The organism is Amycolatopsis sp. FU40 (assembly GCF_021903635.1).
Taxonomy (GTDB): domain Bacteria; phylum Actinomycetota; class Actinomycetes; order Mycobacteriales; family Pseudonocardiaceae; genus Amycolatopsis; species Amycolatopsis dendrobii.
This window is the reverse complement of the sequence record NZ_CP091381.1, coordinates 4506996-4532201: the sequence shown is the minus strand read 5'-3', so window position 1 is coordinate 4532201 and position 25206 is coordinate 4506996. Positions and strand designations below refer to the sequence as shown.

The 25206-nt window shown below is 68.6% G+C and carries 23 protein-coding genes and 1 tRNA gene; 19 read left to right on the top strand and 5 right to left on the bottom strand.

Translation table 11 applies throughout. From position 1 onward, the window contains the following. Positions 1-119 precede the first annotated feature (119 nt). The 4 genes from L3Q65_RS21625 (at position 120) to L3Q65_RS21610 (ending at position 4982) form a co-directional block, all read left to right on the top strand. Positions 120-1418 carry a deoxyguanosinetriphosphate triphosphohydrolase gene (locus L3Q65_RS21625; RefSeq protein ID WP_182894243.1) on the top strand — a complete coding sequence of 433 codons (1299 nt, stop codon included), beginning with the start codon at positions 120-122 and terminating at the stop codon, positions 1416-1418. 34 nt (positions 1419-1452) lie between these two features. Next, the gene (locus L3Q65_RS21620; protein ID WP_182894244.1) at positions 1453-2526 is read left to right on the top strand and encodes a serpin family protein; all 1074 of its coding nucleotides are present in this window, start codon (positions 1453-1455) and stop codon (positions 2524-2526) included. A gap of 92 nt (positions 2527-2618) precedes the next feature. Continuing rightward, complete coding sequence (locus L3Q65_RS21615) at positions 2619-4352, top strand: glycosyl transferase (protein ID WP_370648218.1); 1734 nt, start codon at positions 2619-2621, stop codon at positions 4350-4352. 63 nt (positions 4353-4415) lie between these two features. Beyond that, positions 4416-4982 (top strand): carboxymuconolactone decarboxylase family protein, encoded by a 567-nt coding sequence (locus L3Q65_RS21610; protein ID WP_237600664.1) that lies wholly within the window; start codon positions 4416-4418, stop codon positions 4980-4982. Positions 4983-5003: 21 nt separating this feature from the next. Here L3Q65_RS21610 and sigJ read toward each other — a convergent pair whose 3' ends face one another. Next, positions 5004-5945: an RNA polymerase sigma factor SigJ gene (gene sigJ, locus L3Q65_RS21605; protein WP_237600663.1), complete on the bottom strand. Its 942-nt coding sequence runs from the start codon at positions 5943-5945 to the stop codon at positions 5004-5006. Positions 5946-5996: 51 nt separating this feature from the next. On the opposite strand from sigJ, the gene dnaG reads away from it, so the two are divergent. From dnaG to L3Q65_RS21585, 4 genes are read left to right on the top strand one after another with little or no spacing between them, the layout of a single operon-like run. Then, positions 5997-7910: a DNA primase gene (gene dnaG / locus L3Q65_RS21600; protein WP_370648199.1), complete on the top strand. Its 1914-nt coding sequence runs from the start codon at positions 5997-5999 to the stop codon at positions 7908-7910. A gap of 1 nt (position 7911) precedes the next feature. Further along, positions 7912-8433, top strand: a complete 522-nt coding sequence (locus L3Q65_RS21595) for a hypothetical protein (protein ID WP_237600661.1) — start codon at positions 7912-7914, stop codon at positions 8431-8433. Between the two features lie 51 nt (positions 8434-8484). After that, positions 8485-9252, top strand: coding sequence for a trans-aconitate 2-methyltransferase (locus L3Q65_RS21590; RefSeq protein WP_237600660.1), 768 nt, complete (start codon positions 8485-8487; stop codon positions 9250-9252). Then, a complete protein-coding gene (locus L3Q65_RS21585; RefSeq protein WP_237600659.1) occupies positions 9252-9827 on the top strand; it encodes a methyltransferase domain-containing protein in 576 nt (191 codons plus the stop codon). Before L3Q65_RS21590 ends, L3Q65_RS21585 begins: the two co-directional genes overlap by 1 nt. 12 nt (positions 9828-9839) lie before the next feature. Here L3Q65_RS21585 and L3Q65_RS21580 read toward each other — a convergent pair whose 3' ends face one another. Then, positions 9840-10019: a hypothetical protein gene (locus L3Q65_RS21580; RefSeq protein ID WP_067586600.1), complete on the bottom strand. Its 180-nt coding sequence runs from the start codon at positions 10017-10019 to the stop codon at positions 9840-9842. A 165-nt stretch (positions 10020-10184) separates the two neighbouring features. Between L3Q65_RS21580 and L3Q65_RS21575 the strand changes: the two genes are divergently transcribed. After that, positions 10185-10260 (top strand) — tRNA-Asn (locus L3Q65_RS21575). Between the two features lie 76 nt (positions 10261-10336). On the opposite strand, the gene L3Q65_RS21570 is transcribed toward L3Q65_RS21575, so the two are convergent. Beyond that, positions 10337-10570, bottom strand: coding sequence for a transposase (locus L3Q65_RS21570; RefSeq protein WP_182894252.1), 234 nt, complete (start codon positions 10568-10570; stop codon positions 10337-10339). Between the two features lie 41 nt (positions 10571-10611). On the opposite strand from L3Q65_RS21570, the gene L3Q65_RS21565 reads away from it, so the two are divergent. Together L3Q65_RS21565 and L3Q65_RS21560 are read left to right on the top strand one after the other, a co-directional pair. Further along, positions 10612-11688, top strand: a complete 1077-nt coding sequence (locus L3Q65_RS21565) for a FadR/GntR family transcriptional regulator (protein WP_237600658.1) — start codon at positions 10612-10614, stop codon at positions 11686-11688. A 407-nt stretch (positions 11689-12095) separates the two neighbouring features. After that, positions 12096-12770 carry a class I SAM-dependent methyltransferase gene (locus L3Q65_RS21560; protein ID WP_182894254.1) on the top strand — a complete coding sequence of 225 codons (675 nt, stop codon included), beginning with the start codon at positions 12096-12098 and terminating at the stop codon, positions 12768-12770. A 1600-nt stretch (positions 12771-14370) separates the two neighbouring features. On the opposite strand, the gene L3Q65_RS21555 is transcribed toward L3Q65_RS21560, so the two are convergent. Continuing rightward, positions 14371-14751, bottom strand: a complete 381-nt coding sequence (locus L3Q65_RS21555; RefSeq protein ID WP_237600657.1) for a hypothetical protein — start codon at positions 14749-14751, stop codon at positions 14371-14373. A 1798-nt stretch (positions 14752-16549) separates the two neighbouring features. On the opposite strand from L3Q65_RS21555, the gene L3Q65_RS21550 reads away from it, so the two are divergent. From L3Q65_RS21550 to L3Q65_RS21515, 8 genes are all read left to right on the top strand, one after another. Further along, on the top strand, positions 16550-17161 hold the full coding sequence (locus L3Q65_RS21550; RefSeq protein WP_237600656.1) for a PE domain-containing protein: 612 nt from the start codon (positions 16550-16552) through the stop codon (positions 17159-17161). A gap of 4 nt (positions 17162-17165) precedes the next feature. Continuing rightward, the gene (locus L3Q65_RS21545; protein WP_237600655.1) at positions 17166-17777 is read left to right on the top strand and encodes a DUF3558 domain-containing protein; all 612 of its coding nucleotides are present in this window, start codon (positions 17166-17168) and stop codon (positions 17775-17777) included. Next, positions 17777-19075 carry a hypothetical protein gene (locus L3Q65_RS21540; protein WP_237601044.1) on the top strand — a complete coding sequence of 433 codons (1299 nt, stop codon included), beginning with the start codon at positions 17777-17779 and terminating at the stop codon, positions 19073-19075. The genes L3Q65_RS21545 and L3Q65_RS21540 overlap by 1 nt, the downstream gene beginning before the upstream one ends. Positions 19076-19078: 3 nt before the next feature. Continuing rightward, the gene (locus tag L3Q65_RS21535) at positions 19079-19825 is read left to right on the top strand and encodes an ESX secretion-associated protein EspG (protein ID WP_182894257.1); all 747 of its coding nucleotides are present in this window, start codon (positions 19079-19081) and stop codon (positions 19823-19825) included. A gap of 153 nt (positions 19826-19978) precedes the next feature. Further along, a complete protein-coding gene (locus L3Q65_RS21530; protein ID WP_237600654.1) occupies positions 19979-20314 on the top strand; it encodes a hypothetical protein in 336 nt (111 codons plus the stop codon). Continuing rightward, positions 20311-21657, top strand: coding sequence for a putative T7SS-secreted protein (locus L3Q65_RS21525; protein ID WP_237600653.1), 1347 nt, complete (start codon positions 20311-20313; stop codon positions 21655-21657). The genes L3Q65_RS21530 and L3Q65_RS21525 overlap by 4 nt, the downstream gene beginning before the upstream one ends. Positions 21658-21661: 4 nt before the next feature. Next, positions 21662-22264 (top strand): hypothetical protein, encoded by a 603-nt coding sequence (locus tag L3Q65_RS21520; protein ID WP_237600652.1) that lies wholly within the window; start codon positions 21662-21664, stop codon positions 22262-22264. After that, positions 22264-22782 (top strand): hypothetical protein, encoded by a 519-nt coding sequence (locus tag L3Q65_RS21515; RefSeq protein WP_237600651.1) that lies wholly within the window; start codon positions 22264-22266, stop codon positions 22780-22782. The genes L3Q65_RS21520 and L3Q65_RS21515 overlap by 1 nt, the downstream gene beginning before the upstream one ends. Positions 22783-23366: 584 nt before the next feature. Here L3Q65_RS21515 and L3Q65_RS21510 read toward each other — a convergent pair. Beyond that, on the bottom strand, positions 23367-24986 hold the full coding sequence (locus L3Q65_RS21510) for an alpha/beta hydrolase (protein ID WP_237600650.1): 1620 nt from the start codon (positions 24984-24986) through the stop codon (positions 23367-23369). Between the last annotated feature and the right edge of the window lie 220 nt (positions 24987-25206).

Sequence of the window (25206 nt, the reverse complement as noted above, 5' to 3'; positions counted from 1 at the left end):
GCGCCACTGTGCCGATCGTTACTGATCCGACCACAGCCACGGCCGAATGGCTTTCGTGGCAACGGTTACCTGCCGTGCGGAGGTCGGCCTGCTTTTGGTCGGATCAGTAAGCTGACGGGGTGAGTGACGGCTACCGCGAGCACGACCGCGCCCGCGTGCTGGCCGAGGAACCCAAGGGCGCGGCGCTGGCCGGTGCGCGGCCGGACGGGCGCAGCGCGTTCGCCCGCGACCGCGCGCGGGTGCTGCATTCCGCCGCGCTGCGCAGGCTGGCGGGCAAAACGCAGGTGGTCGGGCCGGGCGAGGGCGCGGAGGTCAGCGGCGCGCCGCGGACCCGGCTCACGCATTCGCTGGAGGTCGCGCAGATCGGCCGAGGCATCGCCGAGGAGCTCGGCGCGGACCCGGACCTGGTCGACACCGCGGGGCTGGCGCACGACATCGGGCACCCGCCGTTCGGCCACAACGGCGAACGCGCGCTCGACCAGGCGGCCCAGGCGTGCGGCGGCTTCGAAGGCAACGCGCAGACGCTGCGCATCCTGACGAGGCTGGAACCCAAGGCGGTCGGCCCGGACGGGGCGACCGCGGGGCTCAACCTCACCCGGGCGTGTCTCGACGCCACCACGAAATATCCGTGGCCGCGCCGGTCCGGGGAGCCGAAATACGGCGTGTACCCGGACGACACCCCCGTGTTCGGCTGGATCCGGGAGGGCGCGCCGGGCCTGCGCCGGTGCCTGGAAGCGCAGATCATGGACTGGTCGGACGACGTGGCGTACTCGGTGCACGACGTCGAGGACGGGGTGCTGGCCGGGCGGATCCGGTTGCGGCTGCTGGCCGATCCGGAGGAACGCGCGGCGGTCGCCGAGGCCGCGGCCCGGCATTTCTCCACGCTGTCGGTGTCCACTCTGGAGGGTGCGGCGAAGGAACTGCTCGACCTGCCGGTGGTCGCCGAACTGGTGCGCGCGGAGCCGGACGGTTCGCTGCGTGCCCAGGTCGCGCTGAAGCGGCTCACCAGCGAACTGGTCGGCCGGTTCGCCTCGGCGGCGGTCACCGGCACTCGCGCGGGCTACGGCGACGGCCCGCTCACCCGGTACGCGGCGCGGCTGGCGGTGCCGGAGCAGGTCGGGGCGGAGGTGGCGCTGCTCAAGGCGCTGGCGCTGCGGTACGTGATGAGCGATCGCCGCCGGCTGGCGATGCAGGACGGGCAGCGGGAAGTGATTACCGAGCTGGTGGCGGCCCTGTGCCGGCGCGCTCCCGAAGCGCTGGACCCGCTGCTGGCGCCCGCGTGGAACGCGGCATCCGACGACGCGGCGCGGCTGCGGGTGGTGGTGGACCAGGTGGCGTCGCTCACCGACGCGCAGGCGTACGAATGGCATCGATGGCACACCGGACGGCACGGAACGGCGCCGCCTGCCGAACCGTGAGCCGCGGAACCACCCGTTCCGGTACGGTCGCCGCATGGCCCTGGACAGCCACCTCACTTTCACCCTGGCGTTGCACGGTGCGACCGCGCCCCCGGGAACCGACGCGTGCTTCTCGCCCTACTCGGCGGCGAGCGCGCTCGGTCTAGCCGAACAGGCCGCGCGCGGACGCACCGCGGAAGAACTGGCCGCTGTGCTCGGCCGCGACCAGAGCGGGCTGCTCCACACAGCGGCTGAGCTGGGCGACAAGGCCCAGCTGGCCGTCGCGAACACGCTCTGGGCCGCCGACGGGATCACCGTCGAGGACAGCTTCCAAGCCGAACTCGTGCGCTGGCCCGGCGGCAAAGCCGAGACCGCGCCGTTCGAGACCGATCCCGAGGGCGCGCGCGAGCGGATCAACGCCGACGTGGACCAGACCACTCACGGGCTGATCCCGGAGCTGCTCCCCGAAGGCTCGATCCACCCGTACACGCGCGCCAGCCTGGTCAACGCGCTGTACCTGAAGACCGCCTGGCGGCACCCGTTCCCCGAACACGCCACCGCGGACGCCGATTTCCACACGCCCGACGGCGTGCGTCCGGTGCCGACGATGCATCTGGACGAATCCGTCGGCTACGCGCACGAAGACGGCTGGCAGGTCGTCCGGCTGGCGGCTGAGGGCGGCGTCGAGACGGTGATCCTGCTGCCGGACGGCGACCTCGAGAGCGCCGAAGCCGCGCTCGACGGACAATCGCTGCGCGCGCTCGTGGAAAGCCCGAAGCAGCGCAAGATCCAGCTGTCGCTGCCCAAGATCTCCCTCGACGTGCGCGCTGACCTCGAACGGGCGTTGCAGGGCCTCGGCGTGCGCGAACTGTTCACCGACGACGCGGATCTCACCGGTCTCACGCCGGACCGTCCGCTGTGGGTGGACAGCATCCTGCACCAGGCCGTGCTCCGGCTGGACGAACAGGGCCTCGAAGGCGCGGCCGCCACCGCGGTCCAGATGCGCACGATGTCGCTCATCTCCGGCGAGCCGCTCGAGGTCCGGGTCGACCGGCCGTTCCTGCTGCTGGTGCGCCACGCCGAAACCGGCGCGGTGTACTTCTTCGCCCGGGTGGTGCGCCCCGCGTGAGCGTGTTCCGGCCCGAAGCGAATCCCGAAGCGAAACCCGAAGCGCCGCCGCGCGAACCCGGCGCGACCGCGCTCGCCGCCGCCGGGCCGCGGATGCGCCGGTCCTGGGCGGACGCCGGGATCATCGGCGCGTACCTGGCGTTCTCCGTGCTCCTGTTCGGCGGCCTGTGGGCCGACCTCGGACAGGGCTACCTGTGGAACAGCGCGTCGGACCAGAACCTGTGGGAATGGTTCTTCGCGGTCACCGCGAAATCGGTGCAGCACCTGGAAAACCCGCTCACCAGCAGCCTGCAGAACTACCCGCTCGGCGTGAACATGATGGCCAACACGGCCATGCTGGGCGTCGGCGTCCCGCTGACCCCGATCACGCTCGCCTTCGGCCCCACCGTCACCTGGGCGATCGTGCTCACCGGCAGCCTCGCCGGCAGCGCGGCGGCCTGGTACTGGGTGTTCTCGCGGCACCTCGTGCGGCACCGGGTGCCCGCGGCGATCGGCGGCGCGTTCGCCGGTTTCGCGCCGCCGATGATCTCGCACGCCAACGCGCATCCGAACTTCGTCGCGTGGTTCCTGCTGCCGTTCATCGCGCTCAAGGTGATCCAGCTGGCGCAGGGCCACCGCCCGGTGCGCAACGGGATCTGGCTCGGCGTGCTCACCGCGTACCAGATCTTCCTCGGCGAAGAGCCGCTGCTGATCTTCGCGCTCGGCTTCCTGATCTTCGCGGTCTCCTACTGCGTTTCGCGGCGTCGCGAGGTCAAGGCGATGGTGCGGCCGGTGCTGCTCGGCGGCGGCATCGCGGTGGTGCTGACGCTCGTGGTCGTCGCGTTCCCGTTGTGGTGGCAGTTCTTCGGCCCGGACAGCTACACCGGGCTGGAGCACGGCCAGGTCGGCAACGACACCGCCGCGATGACCCGGTTCGCGACCCAGTCGGTGTCCGGGCAGCCGGAGGCGGCGGCCGCGGTGTCGCTGAACCGCACCGAGGAGAACGCGTTCTTCGGCTGGCCGCTGATCGTGCTGATGGTCGTGGTCACGGCGTGGCTGTGGCGCGAGGTCGTGGCCCGTTCGCTGGCGATCTCGATGTTCCTGATGGCGTGGCTTTCGCTCGGCTCCGAGATCACCGTGCTGCACGAGAACACCGGTGTGCCCGGTCCGTGGAAACTGCTCGCGGACCTGCCGTTGTTCGAATCGCTGCTGGAATCGCGGCTGGCGATGGCGTGCGTGCCCGCGATCGGCGCGCTGCTGGCGATCGCGACCGATCGGGTGTTCGCCGCGGCCGGAAAGGGCGAACTGAAGCTGCCGGTGCGGCTGATCTGGCTCGGCGCGGTCGCGGCCGTGCTGCTGCCGATCGCGCCGACCCAGCTGCTCGTGCAGAAACGCCCGCCGACGCCCGCGTTCTTCGCCGACGGCACCTGGCAGACCTACGTCGCGCCCGGCGGCACCGTCGTGCCCGTGCCGCTGCCGAGTTCGGGGGAGTCGGAGCCGCTGCACTGGCAGATGGACGCCGGCCTGCGGTACGCGATGCCCGAAGGCTACTTCGTCGGACCGCAGGGCCCGGACGACAAACGCGGCCGCTATGGCTCCTACCAGCGGCCGACCTCGACGCTGTTCGACCGGGTCCGCGACTCCAAGCAAGCGCAGGAGATCACCGACGCCGACCGGGACCAGGCGATCGAGGACCTGCGCTACTGGAACGCCAGCGTCCTCGTGCTGATCCCGCGCGAGCACAGCGACGCCTACCGCGCCACCGTCGACCTCCTGCTGCGCAAACCCGCGCAGTTCGTGGACGGCGTGTGGATCTGGGATGTGCGCCCGATCACGGGACGCCGCTGACGCTGTCACATCTCGCGCGGCTGTCCCGTTCCTCCCTCGAACCACTCAGAAGGAGGACCCGACATGCCTCGTATCCCGGTCAAACGAGCCGCGGACGGCGGCCCGGTGCTCAAGCTCTTCTACCGGATCGCCGGCAAGCGGTACGGCGCGGTGCCGGAGCCGATGGCCGTCGTGGCGCACCACCGCGGGCTGCTGCGGACGAGCATCGTGCACGAGCTGATGGCGGAGAAGGCGTCCAAGCACCTGCCGGCCAACGTGCGGGAACTCGCGGTCTACCGCGTCGCGACGCGGATCGGCTGCTCGTGGTGCGTCGACTTCGGCACCATGCTGCAGCGGCACGACGGCCTCGACATCGACCGGCTCAAGCACATCGACGAGTACGCGACGTCGCCGCTGTTCACCCGCCAGGAGCGGCTGGCGCTGGCGCTCGCGGACGCGATGTCCGGCCCGTCCGTCACGGTCACCGACGAGCAGATCGCCGAGCTGGTGGCCGAATTCGGCGAGAAGGGCGTCGTCGAGCTGACGTATCAGATCGGCCTGGAGAACTCGCGGGCGCGGATGAACAGCGCGCTCGGCATCGTCGACCAGGGCTTCACCTCCGGAGACGCCTGCCGCGTCCCGATCCCGTGATCTCTCGCTCCGGCCGGAGCGTCACTGCTCCGGCCGGGTGATCCGGGTGAGCTTCTCCGGGTTGACCTGGTCGTAGACGCCGGCGATGCGGCCGTCGCGCACGCTGAACGTCTGGACGCGCTCGTCGAGGGCCAGGTAGCCGTCGACGGCGGGCAGCTGCGGCAGCCACAGGCCGAGGTCGCCGTTGACGAGCACCGGCCGCCCGTTCTCCATCGTGCCCGGCGCGTATTTCGCCAGCACCCCGAGCACGAAGCGGGCGACCTTGTCCGGCCCGACGATCATCCGGCGGCTGGTGCGCGAACGGCCGTTGGAATCGCCGATCATGACCACGTCCGGGTGCAGCAGTTCGGTGACCGCGCGGATGTCGCCCGCCAGCAGCGCCACGACGAATTTCTCCAGCACCGGCTGCTGCTGCGCCAGTTCGAGCCGGGCGGGCGGGTCGGAGTCCTCGACCGCGCGGCGGCCCCGCGACGCGTGCTGGCGCGCCGCGGCCGGGCTGCAGCCGAGCGCGCCGGCGATCTCGGCGAACGGCACCGCGAACGCGTCGTGCAGCACGAACGCCACGCGCTGTTCGGGTGTGAGCCGGTCGAGCACCACCATCGCGGCCATGCGCAGGCCGTCGTCGCGCACCGCGGCCTCGAGCGGATCCTCGCTCGCCGGCGCGCCGATCGGCGTGACGATCGGCTCGGGCAGCCATTCGCCCACGTATTTCTCGCGCTGCACGGCCGCCGACCGCAGCCGGTCGAGGCAGATCCGGCCGACCACAGCGGTCAGCCAGCCGCGCAGGTCGCGGATCCCGGCGCGGCCCGCGTCGTCGAGCCCGGACAGCCGCAGCCAGGCCTCCTGGGCCGCGTCTTCGGCGTCCGCGCGGGTGCCGGTGAGCCGGTAGGCCGCTCGGATCAGGTGCGGCCGGTGGACGGCGAACTCGGCGGCGAGCTCCTCCAGCGCGGTCGGTGTGCCCATGTCCCGAGTGTGCCGCACGGCGCGGCGGGAGGGAGAACTATTGTGGTCGGCGTGGCAGGACGGATTCGGGAGAGCGATATCGCGGAGGTGCGTGAGCGCAACCGGATCGACGAGGTCGTGGGGGAGTACGTCGCGCTGCGCCGTGCCGGCGGGGGCAGCCTGAAGGGCCTGTGCCCGTTCCACAACGAGAAGACCCCGTCGTTCAACGTGCGCCCCACTCACGGGACCTTCCACTGCTTCGGCTGTGGCGAGGGCGGCGACGTCATCAAGTTCATTCAGAAGATCGACCTCGTGTCGTTCGTCGAGGCGGTCGAGCGGCTCGCCGACCGCGTCGGGATCCGGCTGACCTACGAGGGCGGCGGCGCGTCGGTGCAGCGCGACCGCGGCACCCGGTCGCGGCTGATCGAAGCGCACCGCGCGGCCGCCGAGTTCTACATCGAGCAGCTCGGCACCGAGGAGGCGCGCGCGGCGCGGGACTTCCTGACCGAGCGCGGTTTCGACGCCGCGGCGGCCAAGCAGTTCGGCTGCGGGTTCGCGCCCGGCGGCTGGGACAAGCTCACCAAGCACCTGCTCAACCGCGGGTTCGAGGTGAAGGAGCTGCTGGCGTCCGGTTTGTCGAAGGAGGGCCAGCGCGGCCCGATGGACCGGTTCCACCGGCGGCTGGTGTGGCCGATCCGCGACGTCGGCAACGACGTGGTCGGCTTCGGCGCGCGGCGCCTCTTCGACGACGACCGGATCTCGGCGAAGTACCTCAACACCTCCGAAACGCAGATCTACAAGAAGTCGCAGGTCATGTTCGGCCTCGACCAGGCCAAGCGGGAGATCGCGAAACGGCACCAGGTCGTCGTGGTCGAGGGCTACACCGACGTGATGGCGATGCACGCGGCGGGCGTGCCCACGGCGGTCGCGTCGTCGGGCACCGCGTTCGGCGAGGACCACATGAAGGTCCTGCGGCGGCTGATGATGGACGACGACGCCTTCCGCGGCGAGGTCATCTTCACCTTCGACGGTGACGAGGCGGGGCAGAAGGCGGCGCTCAAGGCGTTCGAGGGCGACCAGACGTTCGCCGGGCAGACCTACATCGCGGTCGCGCCGGACGGGATGGACCCGTGCGAGCTGCGCATCGCGAAGGGCGACGCCGCGGTGCGCGACCTGGTGGCCCGGCGCACGCCGCTGTTCGAGTTCGTGATCAAGAGCATGCTGAAGCAGTTCGACCTGGACTCGGTCGACGGCCAGGTCTCCGCGCTGCAGAAGACCGTGCCGATGGTCGCCGCGATCAAGGACCGGGCGAGCCGGGACGGGTACGCGTCGAAGCTCGCGTGGTGGGTCGGCTGGCAGGACGTCGCGCAGGTGGTCAACCGGGTGCGCGGCGCGGCCGGAGCGGCGGCGCGGCGCGGGCCGGTCGAAGTGCAGCCGCGCCGTTCCGCGGCCCGGCAGGAGGCCCCCGCGCCCGAGCCGGAGAAGCAGGACCTGCCGCGTCCCGCGCCGAACGACCCCAGGTTCGTCGGGCAGCGCGAAGCGCTCAAAGCCGCGCTGCAGCAGCCCGCGATCGCCGGTCCGGAGTACGACTCCCTGCCGGAAGAGGCGTTCACGCACCCGGTGTACGTCGCGGTGCACCTGGCCGTGCTGAAGGCGGGCGGGGCGGCGTCCGGGCTCACCGGGCCCGCGCTGCTGGACGCCGCGTCGGCGCACTGTCCGGAAGGGACGGTCCGCCGCGTGCTCAGCGAACTGGCGGTGGAACCGTTGCGCGCCTTGGGAGAAGTGGACTCGCGCTACATCTCCGGCGTGCTCGCGGGCGTGCAGGAGAACCTCGTCGGCAGGCAGATCGGCGAGATCAAGTCGAAGCTGCAGCGGCTGTCGCCGGTCGAGGCCCCGGACGACTACCGGGCGCTGTTCGGCGACCTGGTCGCGCTGGAGCAGTACCGGAAGTCGCTGCGCGAGCAGGCGGCGAGCGGGTGGGAGTGACGTGGGACTGCTGAACCGGTTCTTCGGCGGCGGCGTGCCCCCGGGTTTTCCCGGCGAGCTGGACCGGGGCGAGGACCCGGTCGCCGCGGCCGCGGTCGAGGGCGGCGGGCACCTCGTCGTGACGTCGCTGGGCCTGTGGATCCCGTCCGGCGAGGGCGCGCGGCGCGTCGGCTGGCACCTGGTGGGCAAAGCGACCTGGGGCGAGGGCGTGTTCACGCTGACCGAATCCGAGGAGACCGGGCGGGCCGGCGCGGTCGCGGTGCTGGCCGACCGCGAGCCGGTGCGCTTCCGGCTGCCGCAGCCGGGGAAGGTGCCGCAGCAGGTGCGGCTGCGGGTCGACGGCTCGGTGCGCGGACGGCACCGGCACGAGTTCCCCGAGGGCGGCGCGTGGTTCGTCCAGCGCAAGGTCCCCGGCCGCGACGGAGTCGAGCTGCAGGTCCGTCCCGATCCCGGCACCGACCCGGCGCTGGTCGAAGCGGTCGCGGCGGAGGTCGCGGAGAAGCTGGCCAACCGCGCCAAGTAGCAGTACGCTCGTACTCAGTACGGTTGTACTGTTACTGGCGGGAGGCTGCTCATGTGGGATCCGGCGAAGTACCTCGACTACTCCGACCTGCGCGGACGGCCGTTCTACGACCTGATCGGGCGAATCTCGGCGACTTCGCCCCGCCGGGTGGTCGACCTCGGCTGCGGCCCCGGCACCCTGACCCTCGACCTGGCTCTCCGCTGGCCCGACGCGGTCCTGGAAGCGATGGACAGCTCGCCGGAGATGGTCGCCGCGGCCCGCGAGCGCGGGGTGGCCGCCGAGCTCGGCGACGTCCGGACGTGGGCCCCGAAGCCGGATACCGACGTGGTCGTCTCGAACGCCGTCCTGCAGTGGGTGCCCGGGCACGAGGACCTGCTGCGCCGCTGGGCCTCGGAACTCCCCGCCGGAGCAGTCCTGGCGGTGCAGGTCCCCGGCAATTTCTCGGCCCCCTCGCACGCCATCAGCCGTCAGCTGGCGGCCTCTCCGGCGTGGGCCGCACGCCTGTCGTCGGTTTCTTTGCGAGCCGAAGACGCCGTCGGCGAACCCCGCGACTACGCGAACCTCCTCGCCGACGCCGGATGCCTGGTCGACGCCTGGGAAACCACGTACGTACAACAACTTTCCGGCCCGCGCGCAGTCCTGGAGTGGATCACCGGAACCGCGCTCCGCCCCATCCGCGCCGCCCTGGGCGACGAGGACTGGGCCGCCTTCCAAGACGACCTCGCCCCGCTGCTGGACGAGGCCTACCCGCCGCGCCCGGACGGCACCACCTGGTTCGAATTCCGGCGGATTTTCCTCGTCGCTAAAATCCCTGGCTGATGTCGTACTGGAATACGAACGTCGCCCGCCATCCGGGCATTCTCCGTGCGGTGCCGGCCGGCTGCTCGACCGCGCTGGACGTCGGTTGCGGAGACGGCCTGCTGGTGCGGAAACTGGCTTCCGCGGTGCCTTCGGTCACCGGGATCGACAAGTCCGCGGACATGGTCGCTCAGGCCCGCGCGCAGTCTGACGACACCTTCGTCGAGGGCGACTTTCTCACCGCCGACCTGGGCGCCTACGACTTCATCTGCTCGGTGGCCACCATCCACCACCTGGACTTCGAAGCAGCCCTCACCCGGATGCGGGACATGCTGCGCCCAGGCGGCGCACTGGTGGTCGTCGGCCTGGCCCGCGACGCGAGCGCGACGGACTGGGCAGCGACGATCGCAGCCGCCCCGATCGTGCGAATCGTGAAGACGGTCCGCCGCGCACACGGCCCGGAGGGCATGCCGGCGATGCAGCCGCGAATGACCTACCGCGAGGTGCGCACGACAGCGCAGCGGTTGCTGCCCGGGGTGCGCTACCGCAGGCACGTGCTGCGCCGGTACTCGCTCACCTGGCGAAAACCGTCCTGAGCCGGGCTCCGCTCAGCCGTTCCCGCGCCCGAACTTCTCGCCCAGCTTCGCCCGCGCCACCCCGGCGGCCCCCTGGACCATCGGATGGTCGGCCAGCTTGCGGTAGGTGCGCACGATCTGCTCGTACCGTCCCCGGCCGGCCTTGGTGCCCAGCACGTACCCCAGGCCCACGCCCAGCAGGAACTTCTTCATCGGCGGCTACACCTCTTTCTCAGCAGGACTTCCGACTGTCCATTGTCCAACACAACCGCCGTCCGCGCGGAGCCGCCGAAAACCGACCCCCCTGTGTGAGGCGGGAACGGCATGGGCTAAAGTTCTTCCTGTCAGCCCGGAGAGATCCGGACCGGCGGAGCACGATCCCCTGTAGCTCAACTGGCAGAGCATTCGGCTGTTAACCGGAGGGTTCTTGGTTCGAGTCCAAGCGGGGGAGCCAAAGCCCCAGGCCAGATACGGCCTGGGGCTTCTTTCTTGCCCTGGTACTGATCAGTTCCCAGGCAAACTCCCAAGATTCACTTCGCCTCCGGGGCCTTCTCGATCGACTCCAAAGCTTCCATCGCGGCCCTGTTCGTAGCCTTGCGCCGCTTCTTCCGGTAGCGCTCTTCATAGACGGTGGGGGTGTCGCCGAGCTGATCAGCGCCTTCCGTTGTGGACACACCGGATTGGTCGAGGTGCGTGCTGACCGTCTTCCGGAACACGTGGCTCGTGACCCACCCGTATCCGCACTCGTCGAACGCCTCGCGCATCCGGCCCGCGACCGGTTCGAAGATGGCGGTCCGCTGTCTGCGTGGAAGCGGTCCAGTCGTTCGGTCAGCGCGGCGGCGAGTTCGGCGTGAGTGAGTCGCGCGGCGACCGTGGCCTGTGGGCGGACGACCGGCTGCCGAGCGAACGCGCGTTGAGCGAGTCGCTGCAGGTCATCGGCGCAAGCGGCGGTGCGAAGATCAGCGACCGCCTCGGCCCGACGATCTCCCGGCTCATGCGGCCGTACGCGGCGCTAGGGCATTTCGATCTCGAAGACGTGCTGCACACCCGTCGTCTGCTGGAAGAAGAGACAGCACGTGTTGCGGCTGCCGAACGCACCGACGAGCAGCTCGCTCGCCTCGAGACGCTGCTGGGCCAGATAGACGCCGCCGACGCGGATGGCGGCACGTACCTCGCCTTGGACGGCAAATTCCACGTCGCGGTCGCGCTCGCCAGAGGCAACCCGCTGCTGCCACACCTCATGTGCTCCGTGCGCGACGCCGTCACCGAGCACCTGGTGAACGGGAATCGACCGGCCAGGTGGCCCAAACTGGCGTCCTCGGCGCAGAAATCGCACCGCGCCCAGCGCGATGCCGCCACAGCAGCAGAGCGGGTCCGCAGGCACAAGGCGTTCTCCGCCGCAGCCGCTGTCTGCAACTACCACGTGAGCCTGGAGGCACTCGGCCCGCGAGTAGCAAAGCGAACGAGATGGCCTACCGTTCCGCTGGCCCACGTTTCCCGGACGCGGCCGCTATACCGTCGAGACCACGCGTTCTTCGATCGGGCCCGACGAAGCCGGTCGGTGCAGTTCGCGGTTCGGAAGCAGCGGTTCTCCGGGCACTCGCGCCGCACCTTGGCCGGGCTGCTCGGCGCTGGAACGGCAGGTGTGTGCGTGCGACGTCAAGGACCATCTGCCGCAACATTGGGGTGGTCCGAGTTCCGGCCCCGTCGCTCGAGTCCCGCAAGTTTCACGCTGGCCCGCCGACGGGACCCGGTTCGAGCCGACTGCGGGCCGACTTCCGGATGCGGTCGTACGGCTATCGGCAGCGCTGTGCAATCCGGAAAGCTGACACCGCGCTCGGCGCGGTCAATAGCTGCTTATTTCTCAAATATTTGTTTCTAGGTCAGCGAAAAGCGAACCACGGAGACGTGAACACCGGTCCAAATTTGTCCAGTCCTCATCGCCAACGGCCAGCGGGACGCTCTGCTGTGCGGGACCATGGTCGACTGTGCATAGCGGATTCCCTGCAGCGCTACGAATCGCAGTATTTCAGCCGAGAGGCCCATCTGCAAACGTACATACTGTCCAGTGCGGGACACTCCGTCGATCTTCATGCGAATTCCGCTTACTGGTTCGATGCCGCCAACCTGTGGGTCGGCCGGCTCCCCTAAGGGGTTTCCCTGAAGTGGCGCGCGCAACCCGTCGCTAAACTGCGGAAATCGCCGGTGTCACCAACGAATTACGGAGTCCTGCACGCCATGGTGTCCTCGCAGCAAGCACGACCCTACTTCGGGATCGACGCTCCGCCGGTGATCGTCGCGAACGCGGCGCTCGGTTTCGTCGGCATTGCGATTACCGCAGTGTCTCTGGCTGGGATCATCGATTTCGCCTGGTTTGGCGTACTGCTTATCGTGGGAGGCTCAGGCACCGCGGCGCTCATGCTCCACAGTTCGCTGCGCGGGAAGCGCAGAGCACGTGAACAGCAGCTCGATCGGCTTGCCCTGCGCGGCGACGAAGTCGTCCTCGATCTCGGGTGCGGCAGCGGGCTCCTGCTCATCGGTGTCGCCGCACGGCTCACTACGGGAAGGGCTACTGGCATCGACCTCTGGCGCACGCGAGACCAGGCCGGATCGGATCGCAAGACCTGCTTGGAAAACGCCGTGAGAACCGGGGTCGCAGACAAGATCGAACTGGTCGACGGCGACATGGCCAAGCTTCCCTTTCCTTCGGGTTCCTTCGACCTCGTCACAGGCTGCCTCTCGGTCCACAACCTGCATCCCGACAGCCGCCGCGCCGAATGCGTCTCCGAGGCTTTCCGGGTGCTCCGTCCTGGCGGGAGGTTGTTGCTCATCGACTTCTCCGGCACAGCTCAGTACGCGCGGCTGGCTGTCGAGGCCGGCATGACGGAGGTCGGCCGAAGCGGCCTGCTCGGCGGCATGTTCCCGCCGTGTCGGGCGGTAACGGCGACCAAACCTGCCCAATAGCCGCGCGCTGGCACGGTCACTGTCCGCCGAACTGCCCGTAAAGGAAAGGACGGGGAGCTCACCAGGGTCCAAGGGCGGCCAGTGAGGGCTGGCTCATTGACTGGTATTGCCTCAGCGGGGGCGGGCTGTGGCGACCTGGCATGCGTTGAGGAGTTCGAAGGCGAGCGTGTCGGAGGTGTCGAAAAGGCGGTGCCTGGCACTGGTCCGAGGCGCTTGGAGTTGACTGGTTTCTGCTTCCGTGATCGCGATTTCCCAAAGTCGAAAAGTGGTGGAGAACTCCTGCCTGTCCTCAGCGGCCATCCCCTCAGCGCTTTCCGGACCACTGGTGTCTCCGGCGACGCCCGCGGTCACGCGCAATTTCTCGCAGCCCGGCTGGCCCGTACACCCTCCTAGTCTTGCACCAGGACTGGACTGGCCCGGTCGGCGGCAGCTCTGGCGTGGGCCAGTAACTAGCTCTCCGGCGTCAGAATTGGTATGCACCTGGCCGGCGATCCCGATCCTCGTGTGCGTCGCACGCTGGCAGAAGCCGTGCAGAACGCCGGAGCAACGGGAGCCCTCGACCAGGTTCGCCAGACGCTGGCATCCGATCCGTGGTACAGCGTGCGCCACAAACCGGTTCGAGGGCACAGCGAGTAGGCCGTCCTGGAGTACCTCTCAGGCCTTCGGCGCGGCGCTGGAAGTGCCTTCCTTCATGCAGAGCGGCAGCCGGGCGGACGAGCGGTGGCGGGGCGAACGACGTGTGTCGCCAGTCGAGCGAGGGGCGATTACTGTCGATTTAAGCGCCGACTGAGGGCGATCGAGAGCGAATCAGGTAATAAACTTTTGCAAAATTTCCGGCTAGATCGAATGATGTCGATTCGAAATGGTTTACAACAATTAACCGGAGGGTTCTTGGTTCGAGTCCAAGCGGGGGAGCAAAGCCCAGGTCAGCGCCCTGGGCTTTTTTGCTACCCGGGAGTAGGGGTGATTTAGCGTCGATTTTGACGGTCGTCCAAGCGGTCTGCGGTCGGCGGCCGGTGATCCGCCGCGGTTGCCGGGTGGCGGTTCGAAGCCGTGGGTCGGCGCTGCAGTTGGCCGCTGTCGATCTTGGCGCGGTTGATTCCGCTCGATATGTCGATTCGTCGCTTGATGTGTGTATCCAGGGCCGTGGCAGCGTCGGGTTGACGATCGAGTTCTGGGGCCGCGTCAGGCGTGAGCAAGCAGATCTGCTGCCGCGTGCCGTGGCTTCGACTTAATCTCTGCGCGATTCATGCCGGGCGGCCGTCGAGTTTGTTGCGGTTGAGTCGATCAGTGCGGGCTGAGGGGCGAAACGTCGCAGTGCTGAAGCCGCAGACTGTGCGTCGTCCGGGGATTCTGCGGTCGGACGTCAATCGTCGTGCGGTGAACCGCGATCGGGTGCCGACTTGTGTCTTATGTGCGCGGTGATCGAAATAGATGTGCGAATCCCGCCCAGATCGACGCCGATGGCGAAGTTGTCGCAGATCTGCTGCGCGGACATCGACTGTCCGGCCGTCTCACTGCCCGCCCTGCATGGTCGACAAAAGCGCCTTGGTCACGTTCGTGGCCGCCCTCGTCGCATTGCTGCCGGGAGTGCCCTGGATCAGCACCAGCATCTCGGCCTGATCCGACAGTCCGACCAACAGCGCGTGCCCTCCCCCACCACAACACCACGCCAGCCGCGGTCCGGGCTCTTCAACAGCTCGAGCAGCCGCGCGGCCTCGGCGCGTCGGTGCCATGGCACCGACCGGGACTGGCCCAGGTCGAAGAACTCGGCCACCACCCGCCCGCCCAGCGGTTCGACGAACCGCCGGGCCACACCGAACTGCCACGCGCGCGACGTGCGGGGGTCCTGGTTGTCCTCGGTCGAGCAACGCCCGTAGAACGCGACCGGGCCGGCCGTGTCCCGCTCCGCCGGCGGCGCGGCCGCTCCCCACAGCGCGTCCATGACGCGCCACGGGTCTTTCCCATCGGCACCAGCCATGACGCCCTCCGAACCACCGACCGTCGCCGCACCGCATCCGGGTGTTCAGAAGAATTGTCTATCATGAGCAGACGCCCGGAGCTACACGATTCGGCGAAATTAGCAGAGAAAACGACACCGCAAGAAAACGAATGATTGACCGGATACCTACGCTGATTCTTTCCACAATACGCTGATCCCAGCGCCGCCAGAAAACGTCGCCTGGTGCCGCTCATGTTTGCCGGCCTCGGATGCTCGACACTGTTGGATCCCGTGGGGCAGGTTCCAAAGACGGGGTGCGCTGAGTCCGGCGTGGGTGTCCGAGGCATCCCTGCACCTGGGCAGCGGATCCCGCCACGGCCACCAACCCGACCTCGTCCTCGCAGTCGGTTGGCGTCGAGCCTGCCGCTTCCCGCAGCATACGGCCGATCGTGTTCAGCCGAACTCCGTCGCGAAAGAACTCCTATCGTTCACGTGTTCGCAGGCGCCTTCGCCACGTGGGCGATATGCCGGAGCGTCACTTCAATCTCACCCCTGGTCATGTGACGATCGGAAGATCGGCTGCGGGGAGGGATTCCCTATGGCGAACTGATGACCCAAGGTCGACGAAACCCCAGCAAGCAGATCAAAGTGATCTCGCCAGTCCGCGAGACGGCTCAGGATCACGATAATGGTGATTGAACTGCCCATCCAGTAACTTGACAACGACAGAGATCCCGAGCAATGCGCCGCACCGATCGCACCGAAACCCGACGCAACGACTCCGAGTTCAACCGTTCGAGATCTTGCCTCAGCCTGCCGCGGACGCTGGCCTGTACAGATGAGCCATCCTGGCGCCAGCCATGCCAAGGAGATCGAGCTGACCTTGCCGTCCGGGCCGCCCGAATTGACGCCGGCAGCCGCGCGGCCTGCTCGCCCTGCTCCTCAAGCTAGATGACGAGACGCCACCCCCGAAGCCCCGCCGGACGCCGCAGTGAAGGGATCGTGCAGCGCGCATTCTCACGAATTTCCCTGGAGCAAACCTGGAGCAGAGCCATGGTTCATGTGACACCAAACAGCGCCGAACTGCATTCAAGTGCAGTCAACTGCGACACGCACCCTGCAGGTTCTCGATAACCGCAGGTCAGGGACGTGTCCCGGCCATTCTGGCAGTGAGGGGTCAGCCGCGCTGCCCCGCAGGTCAGGAACATCCGTCTAACGCCATCCCTGCGACACAGAGCAGCGCCCACAACAAGCGCGACCCACCAAACGACTTGCCGGGCACGCTGACCCCTAATTGCTTCTGATGGTTTTTCAAAGAGCGCTGTTTAGCATCTCATTTCTCATCCATCTTCACCATTCCCATCAACGCAGGGAAAGGAGCTTCCGAGGGCAATTGCGCTAAAGTCTCGGCAGGCGGCCGACTGCATAACTTTGTTCCAGGCCCGGCATGCGAGGTTCTTGGCGAGGATGTTGCGCTCGTAGAACCCCTGCGGGTCTGCGAGTTCTGCCCGACGCTGCCGGCCGAGGTCGGGAATCCTGGCCCGTTGAACCTGTTCCCTGGCACCGGGTACTCCGTGCTGTGATCGACGTGGGTGGCCTAGCTGTCGGTAGCCGGTGACGACCGGGCGGCGCGTCGTCGGTGTTTCGGCTGGTCCAGCGCGTGCCGCAGCTCGCAGTTGTTGCGTTCTGCTGACAGCGTGAGGTGGCCGCAGTTAAGGTGACCGGGCGACCACGCACGGTCGCGCAAGGGGGGCGGCGGAGTTCGTCGCGAGCGGAGGGCACGGCGGGAGCTGTCTGTCGATCGGGCGGCGGCCGTCATGGAGGAGGGGCTGTCGGCATGCCGGACGGGCAGAGCGGGCTTGATCGCGTCAATCAGCAGATCACTTCGACGGACCAGCCGGCGGCACCGCCGCCGGGTGCGCCGCCGATGCCGCTGCCGACCAGCGGTCCGGTCGTGACCAGCGGCCCGCCGAGCGCGGGCGGCAACGCCCCGGTGTACGCCCATGCCGGGTATCTCACGCCTGAGCGACAGGCCCAGCGCAATGCCGAGCAGATCGCGACCACGGTGGCGCCTAGCCCGCTAGCGGCGGTGTACGCCGCTCAGAACGCGATGCAGGACATCAGCGCGAACGCCGCGGTGGCTGGCGGCGGCTTCAAGATGGACATCGACGCGATGCGGTCGCTGCTCCCGGACTGGGAGGCTATCGCCGACAAGCTCAACGGCATGATTCAGAAGGCGCGGAAGCTGCCGGCGCTGCAGCCGCCGGCCGGGGACCCGGGTAGCAAGCTTCAGATCGAGGCTGCGCGAAGCCACGCGAATGCATACCTGGCCAGCCTGAGGCAACAGCAAGCGTATGCGCAGGGTTACGCAAACCAGCTGAAGAAGGCGATCGATGCCTACGAGAAGCAGGACCAGGCGAACCATGACCGCCTGCGCAAGCAAGGATGATCAGGTGACCAAAACCAGCACTCTCGCCGCCGCGGCTGCGACCCTGTTCCTGGCTGCGGCCTGCTCGTCCACGCCCGGCACGCCCAGCCCTGCCCCGTCAAACGCGGGTTCGGTTCCGTCCGGCACAGCCCCGACGTCGTCGGATACGACACCCGGCGTGCCGAAAGTGAGCGCTCCGCTCAATGCCGCCAAGTACGAACAGGACCCTTGCTCCCTGCTGACTAAAGAGCAGGCTGGGCAGTTCATCGGGGGCTTGCGCACCAGCAGCAAAGACAGCAACAGCCCTGCGTGCACCTGGAATGGCGAAAACGGCGACAGTATCGGTGTTACGTTCATCCCGAACCAGGGCGGGCTGGCGACAATCTACAAAAACGGCCGGAACGGCGGGAGCGCCTATTTCGAGCCGGCGGAGGTCGCGGGCTATCCTGCGGCGTACGTCGACGTCTCGGACGATCGCAAGACCATCGGGTGTCAGATCTCTGTCGGAATCACCGACGGCGAGGTATTCGCGGTTTCCAACAACCTTCAGACGAGTTCACCGCTGTACGGAAAACCGTGTCCTGCGGTGCTTAAGGCTGCGGAACTCGTAGTAGCCAAGTTGAAGGACGGTGCGTGATGGGTGATCCGCAGTCTCTTTCTGCTCCGGAGATCATCGCGTTGGTGAAAAGCGGCAAGGGCTCCGATGACCTGTTCCACGGTTCGGATATGAGCCGCGGTTTCTCGACGGATCACAACGACGTCGCCGACAAGATGCTGCAACTGCAGGGCAAGATGAGCCAGTACTGGCAGGGTGACGCGGCCGGTCAGGCGAACGCCGGCGCCGGTCCTCTCGTGCAGGCGTCGAAGGTCAGCGGCCAGCATCTGCAAGCCGTTGACGGGCTCTACAGCGGCCAGGGCGGCTCGTACAACACGTTGAAGTCGAAGGTCCAGTCGGTCGGTGACATCGGCGACCGGCCGAGCGACGACCTGGTCAGCGGCACGTGGTTCTCGTTCTTGAGCAACCGGGCCGACCAGATCAAGCAGTGGGACGAGAAAGCCCAGGTCGTCGTGGACAGCTACCACGGTTATTACGGCGAGTCGCAGAACAATTCCGGCCAGTGGGCCGGCCCGTCTCAGTATGGTCAGCTGACCATGCCTGCGGCGGGTGGCGACTTCTCCGTCGGCCAGCCGGGCGGCTCGGGCATCGGGAACGGCCCCTCGCCCTATACGCCGGGCGGTCGCGGGCACGGGGGCACATCGGGTGTGCCGCGTTCCGGCGGCTACAGCGACGGGCCCGGTGGATCCGGCGGATTTGTCGGAACCGGCGGGCCGGGCGGGACAGGGGGCTCCGGCGGCGGGACGCACTCGGACGGCTCGGCTGGTGGTCCGGCGCTCGGGCCGGGTACGCCCACCGGCTCGTATGTCCCGAGCGACGGGACCCGCGCCTCCGGTTACGTGCCGCCGTCCGGCGGCACCGTCGGCGACGCGAATTACTGGAGCCCGGTCGGCGGTCAGACCGGCGGTTCCGGCGGCAACAACCCGACCGGCGGTGGCATGTCCTTCGGGCCGGGCGCTGGTTTCGTGCCGGGGGGAGGCTTCGGCCCTGGCGGGTCTGGCGGCAGCGCGGGCGGTTACGGCAGCGGCAGTGGATACGGCGCCGGCGGCAGCAGCGGGGGCGCTGGCCGCGGCGCGGGTGCCGGCACCGGGTCGGGTGCGTTGAACGCAGGCGCGTCGGCGCAGACTGGCACGCCTGCGTCGGGAGCGGCCGGGCGTCCTGGTGCGGCGGGAATGGGCGGCATGGGCGCGGGCGGCAAAGGCGGCAAGGGCGAAGAAGACACGGAACACAAGACCGCCGACTACCTGCTTGAGCAGGACCCGGACGACGCGCTCGTCGGCGAGCTCCCCAAGGCGGTCCCGCCAGTGATCGGCGCCTGACGGATGCTCGTGCTCAATCGTGAGGTGGTGCTGCCTGGGGACTGCCTGCCGGTGGCAGCCGAAAAGATCGGAGCGTCGCTGCCGACGGCGTTGTCCGGCGAGCCGGTGTGGCGCGATCCGGATGCGGCCAGGGAAAGCCGTGATGCCGCGGTGCAGGCGCTGGCTCAGCAAGGCGTGTGGAGCCGTGGGGGCTTGACCTCGGACTTCGCGCGGACGATGACGGTGCTGTGCCGCGGTGCCGGTGAGCTGTCTGCGACTGTGAACGCTACTGCGGAGCGTCGGTATCGCCTGGTGGTCACGGCGGACGGTTCGGACGCGGTGCTGGCCTGCTTCGTGCCATCCTCGAATCGGGTGCTGATCCGGCCGGCTCGGCCGGACGCGCTCGCCGAGGAGCTGGTGGGGGAACTGCCGCGCGTGCCTCCGGGCGCGGGGCCGGGGCTGTCGGTGAGGGAAGCCGAGCTGAAACGCGTCCTCGGGGGTGCCGTGCCGCACCGGGAGGCTCGTCGGGTCGTGGATGTGGCCAGTTTGCCGCGCACCGGGGCCGGGCAGTTCTCGGCGGCTGCTCGCGACCGGTTCGGCAGGCACAGAGCCAGTGGCGGCAACGTCTGCACCTATTACGACACCGCGGCGGGCCGCTACTTGTTCTCCGTCTCCGGCACGCCGGGCGGAGAGCGGTATGTCAGTGTCGCCCCGGCCAGGCCGGAAACCATGGTCGCACAGCTGCGCACACTGCTGGACGACCTGCGCTGAGGCGACGGGGGTGTGGAGGTCGGGAGGCAGCCCGGCCGGGTCGCTGCAGCGCGGCGGGCCGCGCGGACTGCCCGGATGTGTTCGGATGAGGTGCGACGCTGATGCGGGGAGGCATAGATGTCAGGCGGAGGGTACCGGGTCAACCTGGAGCAAATGGACACGCTCATCACGACGCTGCAACAGGCCAAAGAGCGCATGACGAATGCGAACAACGCGCTCAAGAACTCGTCCGCGTCCGACATGGGGAGTCGTGATATCGACTCCGCCGGCGGCGAGTTCCAGGAACGGTGGGAATACGGCATCGGCAAGGTCGCCGAGTTCTCGGGCACTGTGGCGGAGGGGCTGGCGAAAGCCAGGCAGGTCTACGCGGACATGGAACAGAAAGTGACCGAGACACTGGGGAAAGCCGGCGGTCAAGCAGAGCAGCCCGCGCCGGTGCCGCCGGCGCGGTCGGCGATCAACGACCGGTTGGACGGGCGGAAAGCATGAACCGGGACCGCATCGCTGATGCCGCCGCCCCGGTGCAGACGGGGAGCTACCCGGCTCTCGGGTTCGACCCGGCGCCCGGGGTCGTCGCGACCGTCTCCGAGGTGGCGGCCACGTTGGGCAAGGTCGGGGCCGAGATGGGCCGCGCGTACGAAGACCTGACCAAGCTCGGGAAGTCGGACAGTTTCTGGGAAGGCGACGGAGCCCAGGCGTTCCAGAAGACCGTCGGCGAAGTTCCCGATTATCTGGACAAAGCGCACCGGTCGCTGTCCGGGGCGTCGGGAACGCTGACCAACTGGGCCGATGACCTGCGCACGATGCAGAGCCATGCCGCTGATCTGGAGCGGCAAGCCGCGGCGGCTCAGTCGCAGGTCGCTTCCGCTCGGTCGAATCCCGATCTGGGGCTGGCGGGGCAGAGTTTCCCTGACCCGGCGCAGTTCCAGCAGGCGCAGGAAGCGCTCGGGCATGCCCAGCAGAGACTGGACCAGGCGCAGCAGGGGCTGGACGCGATCCGGGAGGACGCCAAGCGCCTGCAGGCCCAGCATCTCGACCTGGCCGGTCAGGTCGCCGCCGCGCTGCGCAAAGCCAAGGACGAGGCCCCGGAGGAGCCGGGCCTGCTCGACAAGATCGGCGACGCCATCGGCAAGATCGCCGACGGGATCAAGAACCTGGCGGGCAAGGTCTGGAACTGGGTCAAGGAGCACGCGGACGTCATCGCGAAGATCGGCGACGTCCTCTCGACCATCGGCACGGTTCTCAGCACGATCGCTCCGTTCACGGCGGCCATCCCGATCGTCGGCGAGGTGGTCGCCGCGGCGGCGATCGGGTTCAGCGCCGGGGCGATGGCGGCGCACGGGCTGGCCAAAGCGGCCGGGGCGAACGTCAGCTGGTCCAGCATCGCGTTCGACGCGGTGGGAATGATTCCCGGCGGCGGCACGGCCAAGGGGGCGATCGGCGCGGCCAAGGTCGGCCCGAAGGTGGTCAAGGGCGCCATCGGAGCGGCCAAAGAAGCCAAGGGCGTGGTGCAAGCCGTCGCCAAAGGCGCCGGTGCGGCGCGCAACATCCTGCACGACGAGGGACTTGTCCAGACCGCGTTCGGCTGGGGAGCGAGTTTCGACAAGTGGGTCGGCGGCCCGATCCTCAAGATGGAGCACAGCGCCGGCGCTGCGGGAGCGGCGGCCTGGGGTGCGGCGACCAAGGCGGGCGGCATGGCCGCCAAGTGGGTCGCCGAGCCTTACTTGGAACGGGCCGAGGACTCCGCGAAAGACTTCGTCAAGGACACGGTCACCGGCCGGCCGACGCAATCCGCCGGCCAGATCTTCGACCGGGTCGTGAAGGGACGGTGACCGGATGACCCGTGAGTTCACCTTCACCGTCCCGGACGGTTTCGTCGAACTGCCGGTCGAGGACATCGAGGTAGACGGAGTTGAGAAGCGCGAACTCGACGGCCGGGTGGCGGGCGCGTTCGGGCTGGCCGCGGACGACCCCAACGCGGCGATGCTCGCCAACACCTACGCCTTGTACGGCGAAACCATGGGCTCGCAGGGCATCGGCTACGCGGCGATCGCCGTCTACCGTTCGCCCGACGTCCCCGACCGGCCGATCATGCCGGTCCTGGCCTGCTCGTGCATTCCCTCCGCCCATGACTCGGTCGACGTCGCCGTCGAGGGCCTGCTTGAGGTGCACGCCTCGGTCGAGGGTCGGACGGCGCGTCTGCTCGACCTTCCCGCCGGGAAAGCGGTCGTCACCGTTCAGGAGGAGAAGACGATCCTGCGCAACGACGCGGACGGCATCGAGATCCCTGTCCTGCAACGGCAAGTGGCGGCGTGGATACCGGATCCCCGGGGCACGTCGGTCGCGATGGTCGGGGTGTGCTCGAACAACTGGCAGGATTGGGAACACGTCGTCGTGCTGGCGCTCGACATTTTCGACACCGTCTCCTGGGTGGGCTGATGGACGAACACCTGATCACGCAGGCGCAGCAGTACTTCGAAGCGGCCTGGCGCGAACCGGTCCAGGTCACCGGGATGGGCCGGGTCACGGTCGGCTCGCGACGGGACCGCCGCGGGAAACGGGAACGCGGTGCCGCGAGCGAGAACGGTCCGCGCGGGTGCCTGGTGGAGATCGGTGAGTTCCTGGTGGACGTGGCCTCCACCATCACCTGGCCGTTCGTCACGGTTTGGGCCCTGTTCCGGCTTTTCAAACGCGACGGGCCGAAACGTCATGCCGCGATCCCGAGCGGACCCGCAACCGGCGAGGCATACCGCGTCGCCGAAGCCGTCAAGCAGCATCCCGGCGAGATCGCCGTCGTCCGCGGCAAGACCCAGCTCGCGATCGTCGAACTCACCGGTCTCGGCGCGCAGCCGACCGTCGTCTGGAGCGGCCGTGGAGCCGAGCGACCGCAATGGAGCCCTGCCCCGGCGAGCTTGTACTGGGAAGACGGTTCGATGCTGATGCTTCCCGCGACATAGGGCCGCCGCGTCGGCATCGACTGCTTGCCAGCGGTCATGACGATCTAAGCGCGCATGGAACTCAACCTGAGGGTTCTTGGTTCGAGTCCAAGCGGGGGAGCCAAAGCCCAGGTCTGAGACCTGGGCTTTTTTACTGCCCGGAAACAGGGCCGGCCGAGTGCGGATCGCGACGACTCCCGGTGCTCCGACTGCGCGATCCGTTGCGGTCGAGCCGCTCAGTGCGCACGGCAGGCGAACGGTCTCTGCGGCCGGCCTGGGCGGGAGTCCTGCTGTGCCGCTCTAGCGAACCGCGCGCGCCGTCATCTGCGGGACATGCCCGAGCGGGCTCATCGGCGCTGGATCGGCACTGATGTGATCAGTCCAGATAGGACACACCGCCTGGCTTTCTTCGGCTGTGCGAACGAAGATCAGCAGCACGCGAGCCGCTGCCCTTTGCCGCGGCGACCGGTGCCTCGTCCGCTATTGCCCGGCGCGATCGAGAGAAGCCCGTCGCGGCTTGGCGGGACAACGCGCCGGCCGGGCAGCGGGTTCCGCTGCCCGGCCGACAATGCCGATTTCTCAAGGCCGGAGAGGCCCTTGTGGTGTCAGGCTCCCGGGGGAACCGGCAGTGGCATGCCGGGGAGGTTCTGGTCGTTCGGCACGACACCGTCGACCAGGTAGGCCTCCACGACGTTGTCTACGCCCGCGTTGCCGCCGGCGTAGATGCCGTGGTCGCCTTCTCCGGTGATCGTCAGCATCCGCGAGTTGTCGAATGCCTTGTGCGCGCGGCGCGCGCCCTCGATCGGTGTCGCCGGGTCGTGTTCCGACTCGACGATCAGCACTGGCGGAACGCCCTTGCCGTTGAGCACCGGCAGCGGAGCCGGGGGGTTCTTCCAGAACAGGCACGGCTGGATGAACCAGCCGGCGCCGAGCAGCGGCAGTTGCCGGTCGATGAGTTTCTGCGACTGCTTGACGGCGCTCTGGGGCGAGCCGGTCCAGGGGCCCTCGTTGCACGGGATCGTCCAGAACGAGGCATCGTAGGAGTCGCCGTCGGCCGGCACCATCAGCGGCTGCGGGCCGGATGTCGTGGTGCTCTTGTCGGCGGCCTTGACCCGCTGCGCGGCCGCCGCTTTGGCTTGGGCGGAAGTCGTGCTCTGGGTCAGCGCGCGGACGTTGACCAGGTAGTCGGCCAGTCCGGGAAAGGCGCGCTTCGAGTAGATCTGCGCCGCGATGAACGAGTCGAGGCCGTTGGCCGAGACGTGCGAGCCGTCGGGCAGGGTGACCGCGTTCTGGGTGAGGGCGTACCGGACCTGCTCGTAGGTCTGGCGGGCCGCCTCGCCGGTGGTGCCGAAGTGGTAGAGCTTGTCGTAGTTCGCCATCCACGGCAGGAAGTCCTGCCGCCAGCGGCGCTCGAAGCCGAGCGGCTGCGCGTCGAACGACTTCTGCCAGGTCGTGGTGAACTCCGTCGCGGAGTCGAGGACGAACCGGCCGGTGTGCGCGGGGAAGGCCTGGGCGTAGTGCGCGCCCATCCAGGTGCCCGCCGAGTAGCCGACCCAGTTGATCTTGTCGCGGCCGAGGAGCACGCGCAGCAGGTCGATGTCCTTGACCGTCTGGTCGGTGTTGATCAGCGGGCCCAGTTCGCCGGACTTCTGCTGGCAGGACAGCGCCGCGTATTTCGTCGCCTGGAGGATCAGGTTCAGGTTCTGCTTGCTGCGGTCGCGCGGGTCGAGGTCCGAGCCGGTGCCGATGGCGCCGCCGCAGGTGATGTTGGTGCTCTTGCCGGTGCCGCGCGGGTCGAATCCGACGATCTCCTGATGCTCTCGCAGCTTGGCCTGGTTGCGCAGCCGCGCCGGGAAGTTGCGCCCGGGAGCGCCCGGCCCGCCCGGGTTGGTGACGACGGTGGCTGTCGCGTTCTTGGTCGCCTTCAGCCGGCTGACCGCGATGGTCAGGTCGATCTGGGCGTTCGGCTGGTACCAGTTGCGCGGCGTCCGGTAGGTCGCGCACTCCATGTCTTTGGCGCCCTCGGGCGGGGGAGTCGGCAGCTCGGAGGGGACCGCGCACGGGTGCCAGTCCAGCTTTTGGCTCGCGTACCGCGCGGGGACGGCGGCCGGGTTCGGCGGCTGCTTGCCGGCGGCAGCCTCCTGGCCCGCGAAGGCGGGCGTGAACCCGGCCAGCAAAGTCCCGGCGATCGCCGGGATCACCACCGCGTAGCGGAGTCGTCTCATACGGTTGCCCCTTTTGGGTATTTCGCCAGTGAACGGGCTATTCCTATAGCGCGGGTCAGGACTGGACAACCGCCGTTGGTCGGTGGCGCGGAGCGCCGCGATCGAATTGGTACCGGACAGTCCCGGCGATGCTGCCGCGGTCCGGAGAGCAGCGGAACCGCGGTTTCTCCGTCTTGGCATGCGGCATCCGTGGTCGTGCGGCATGCCAAGACGGGCAGGC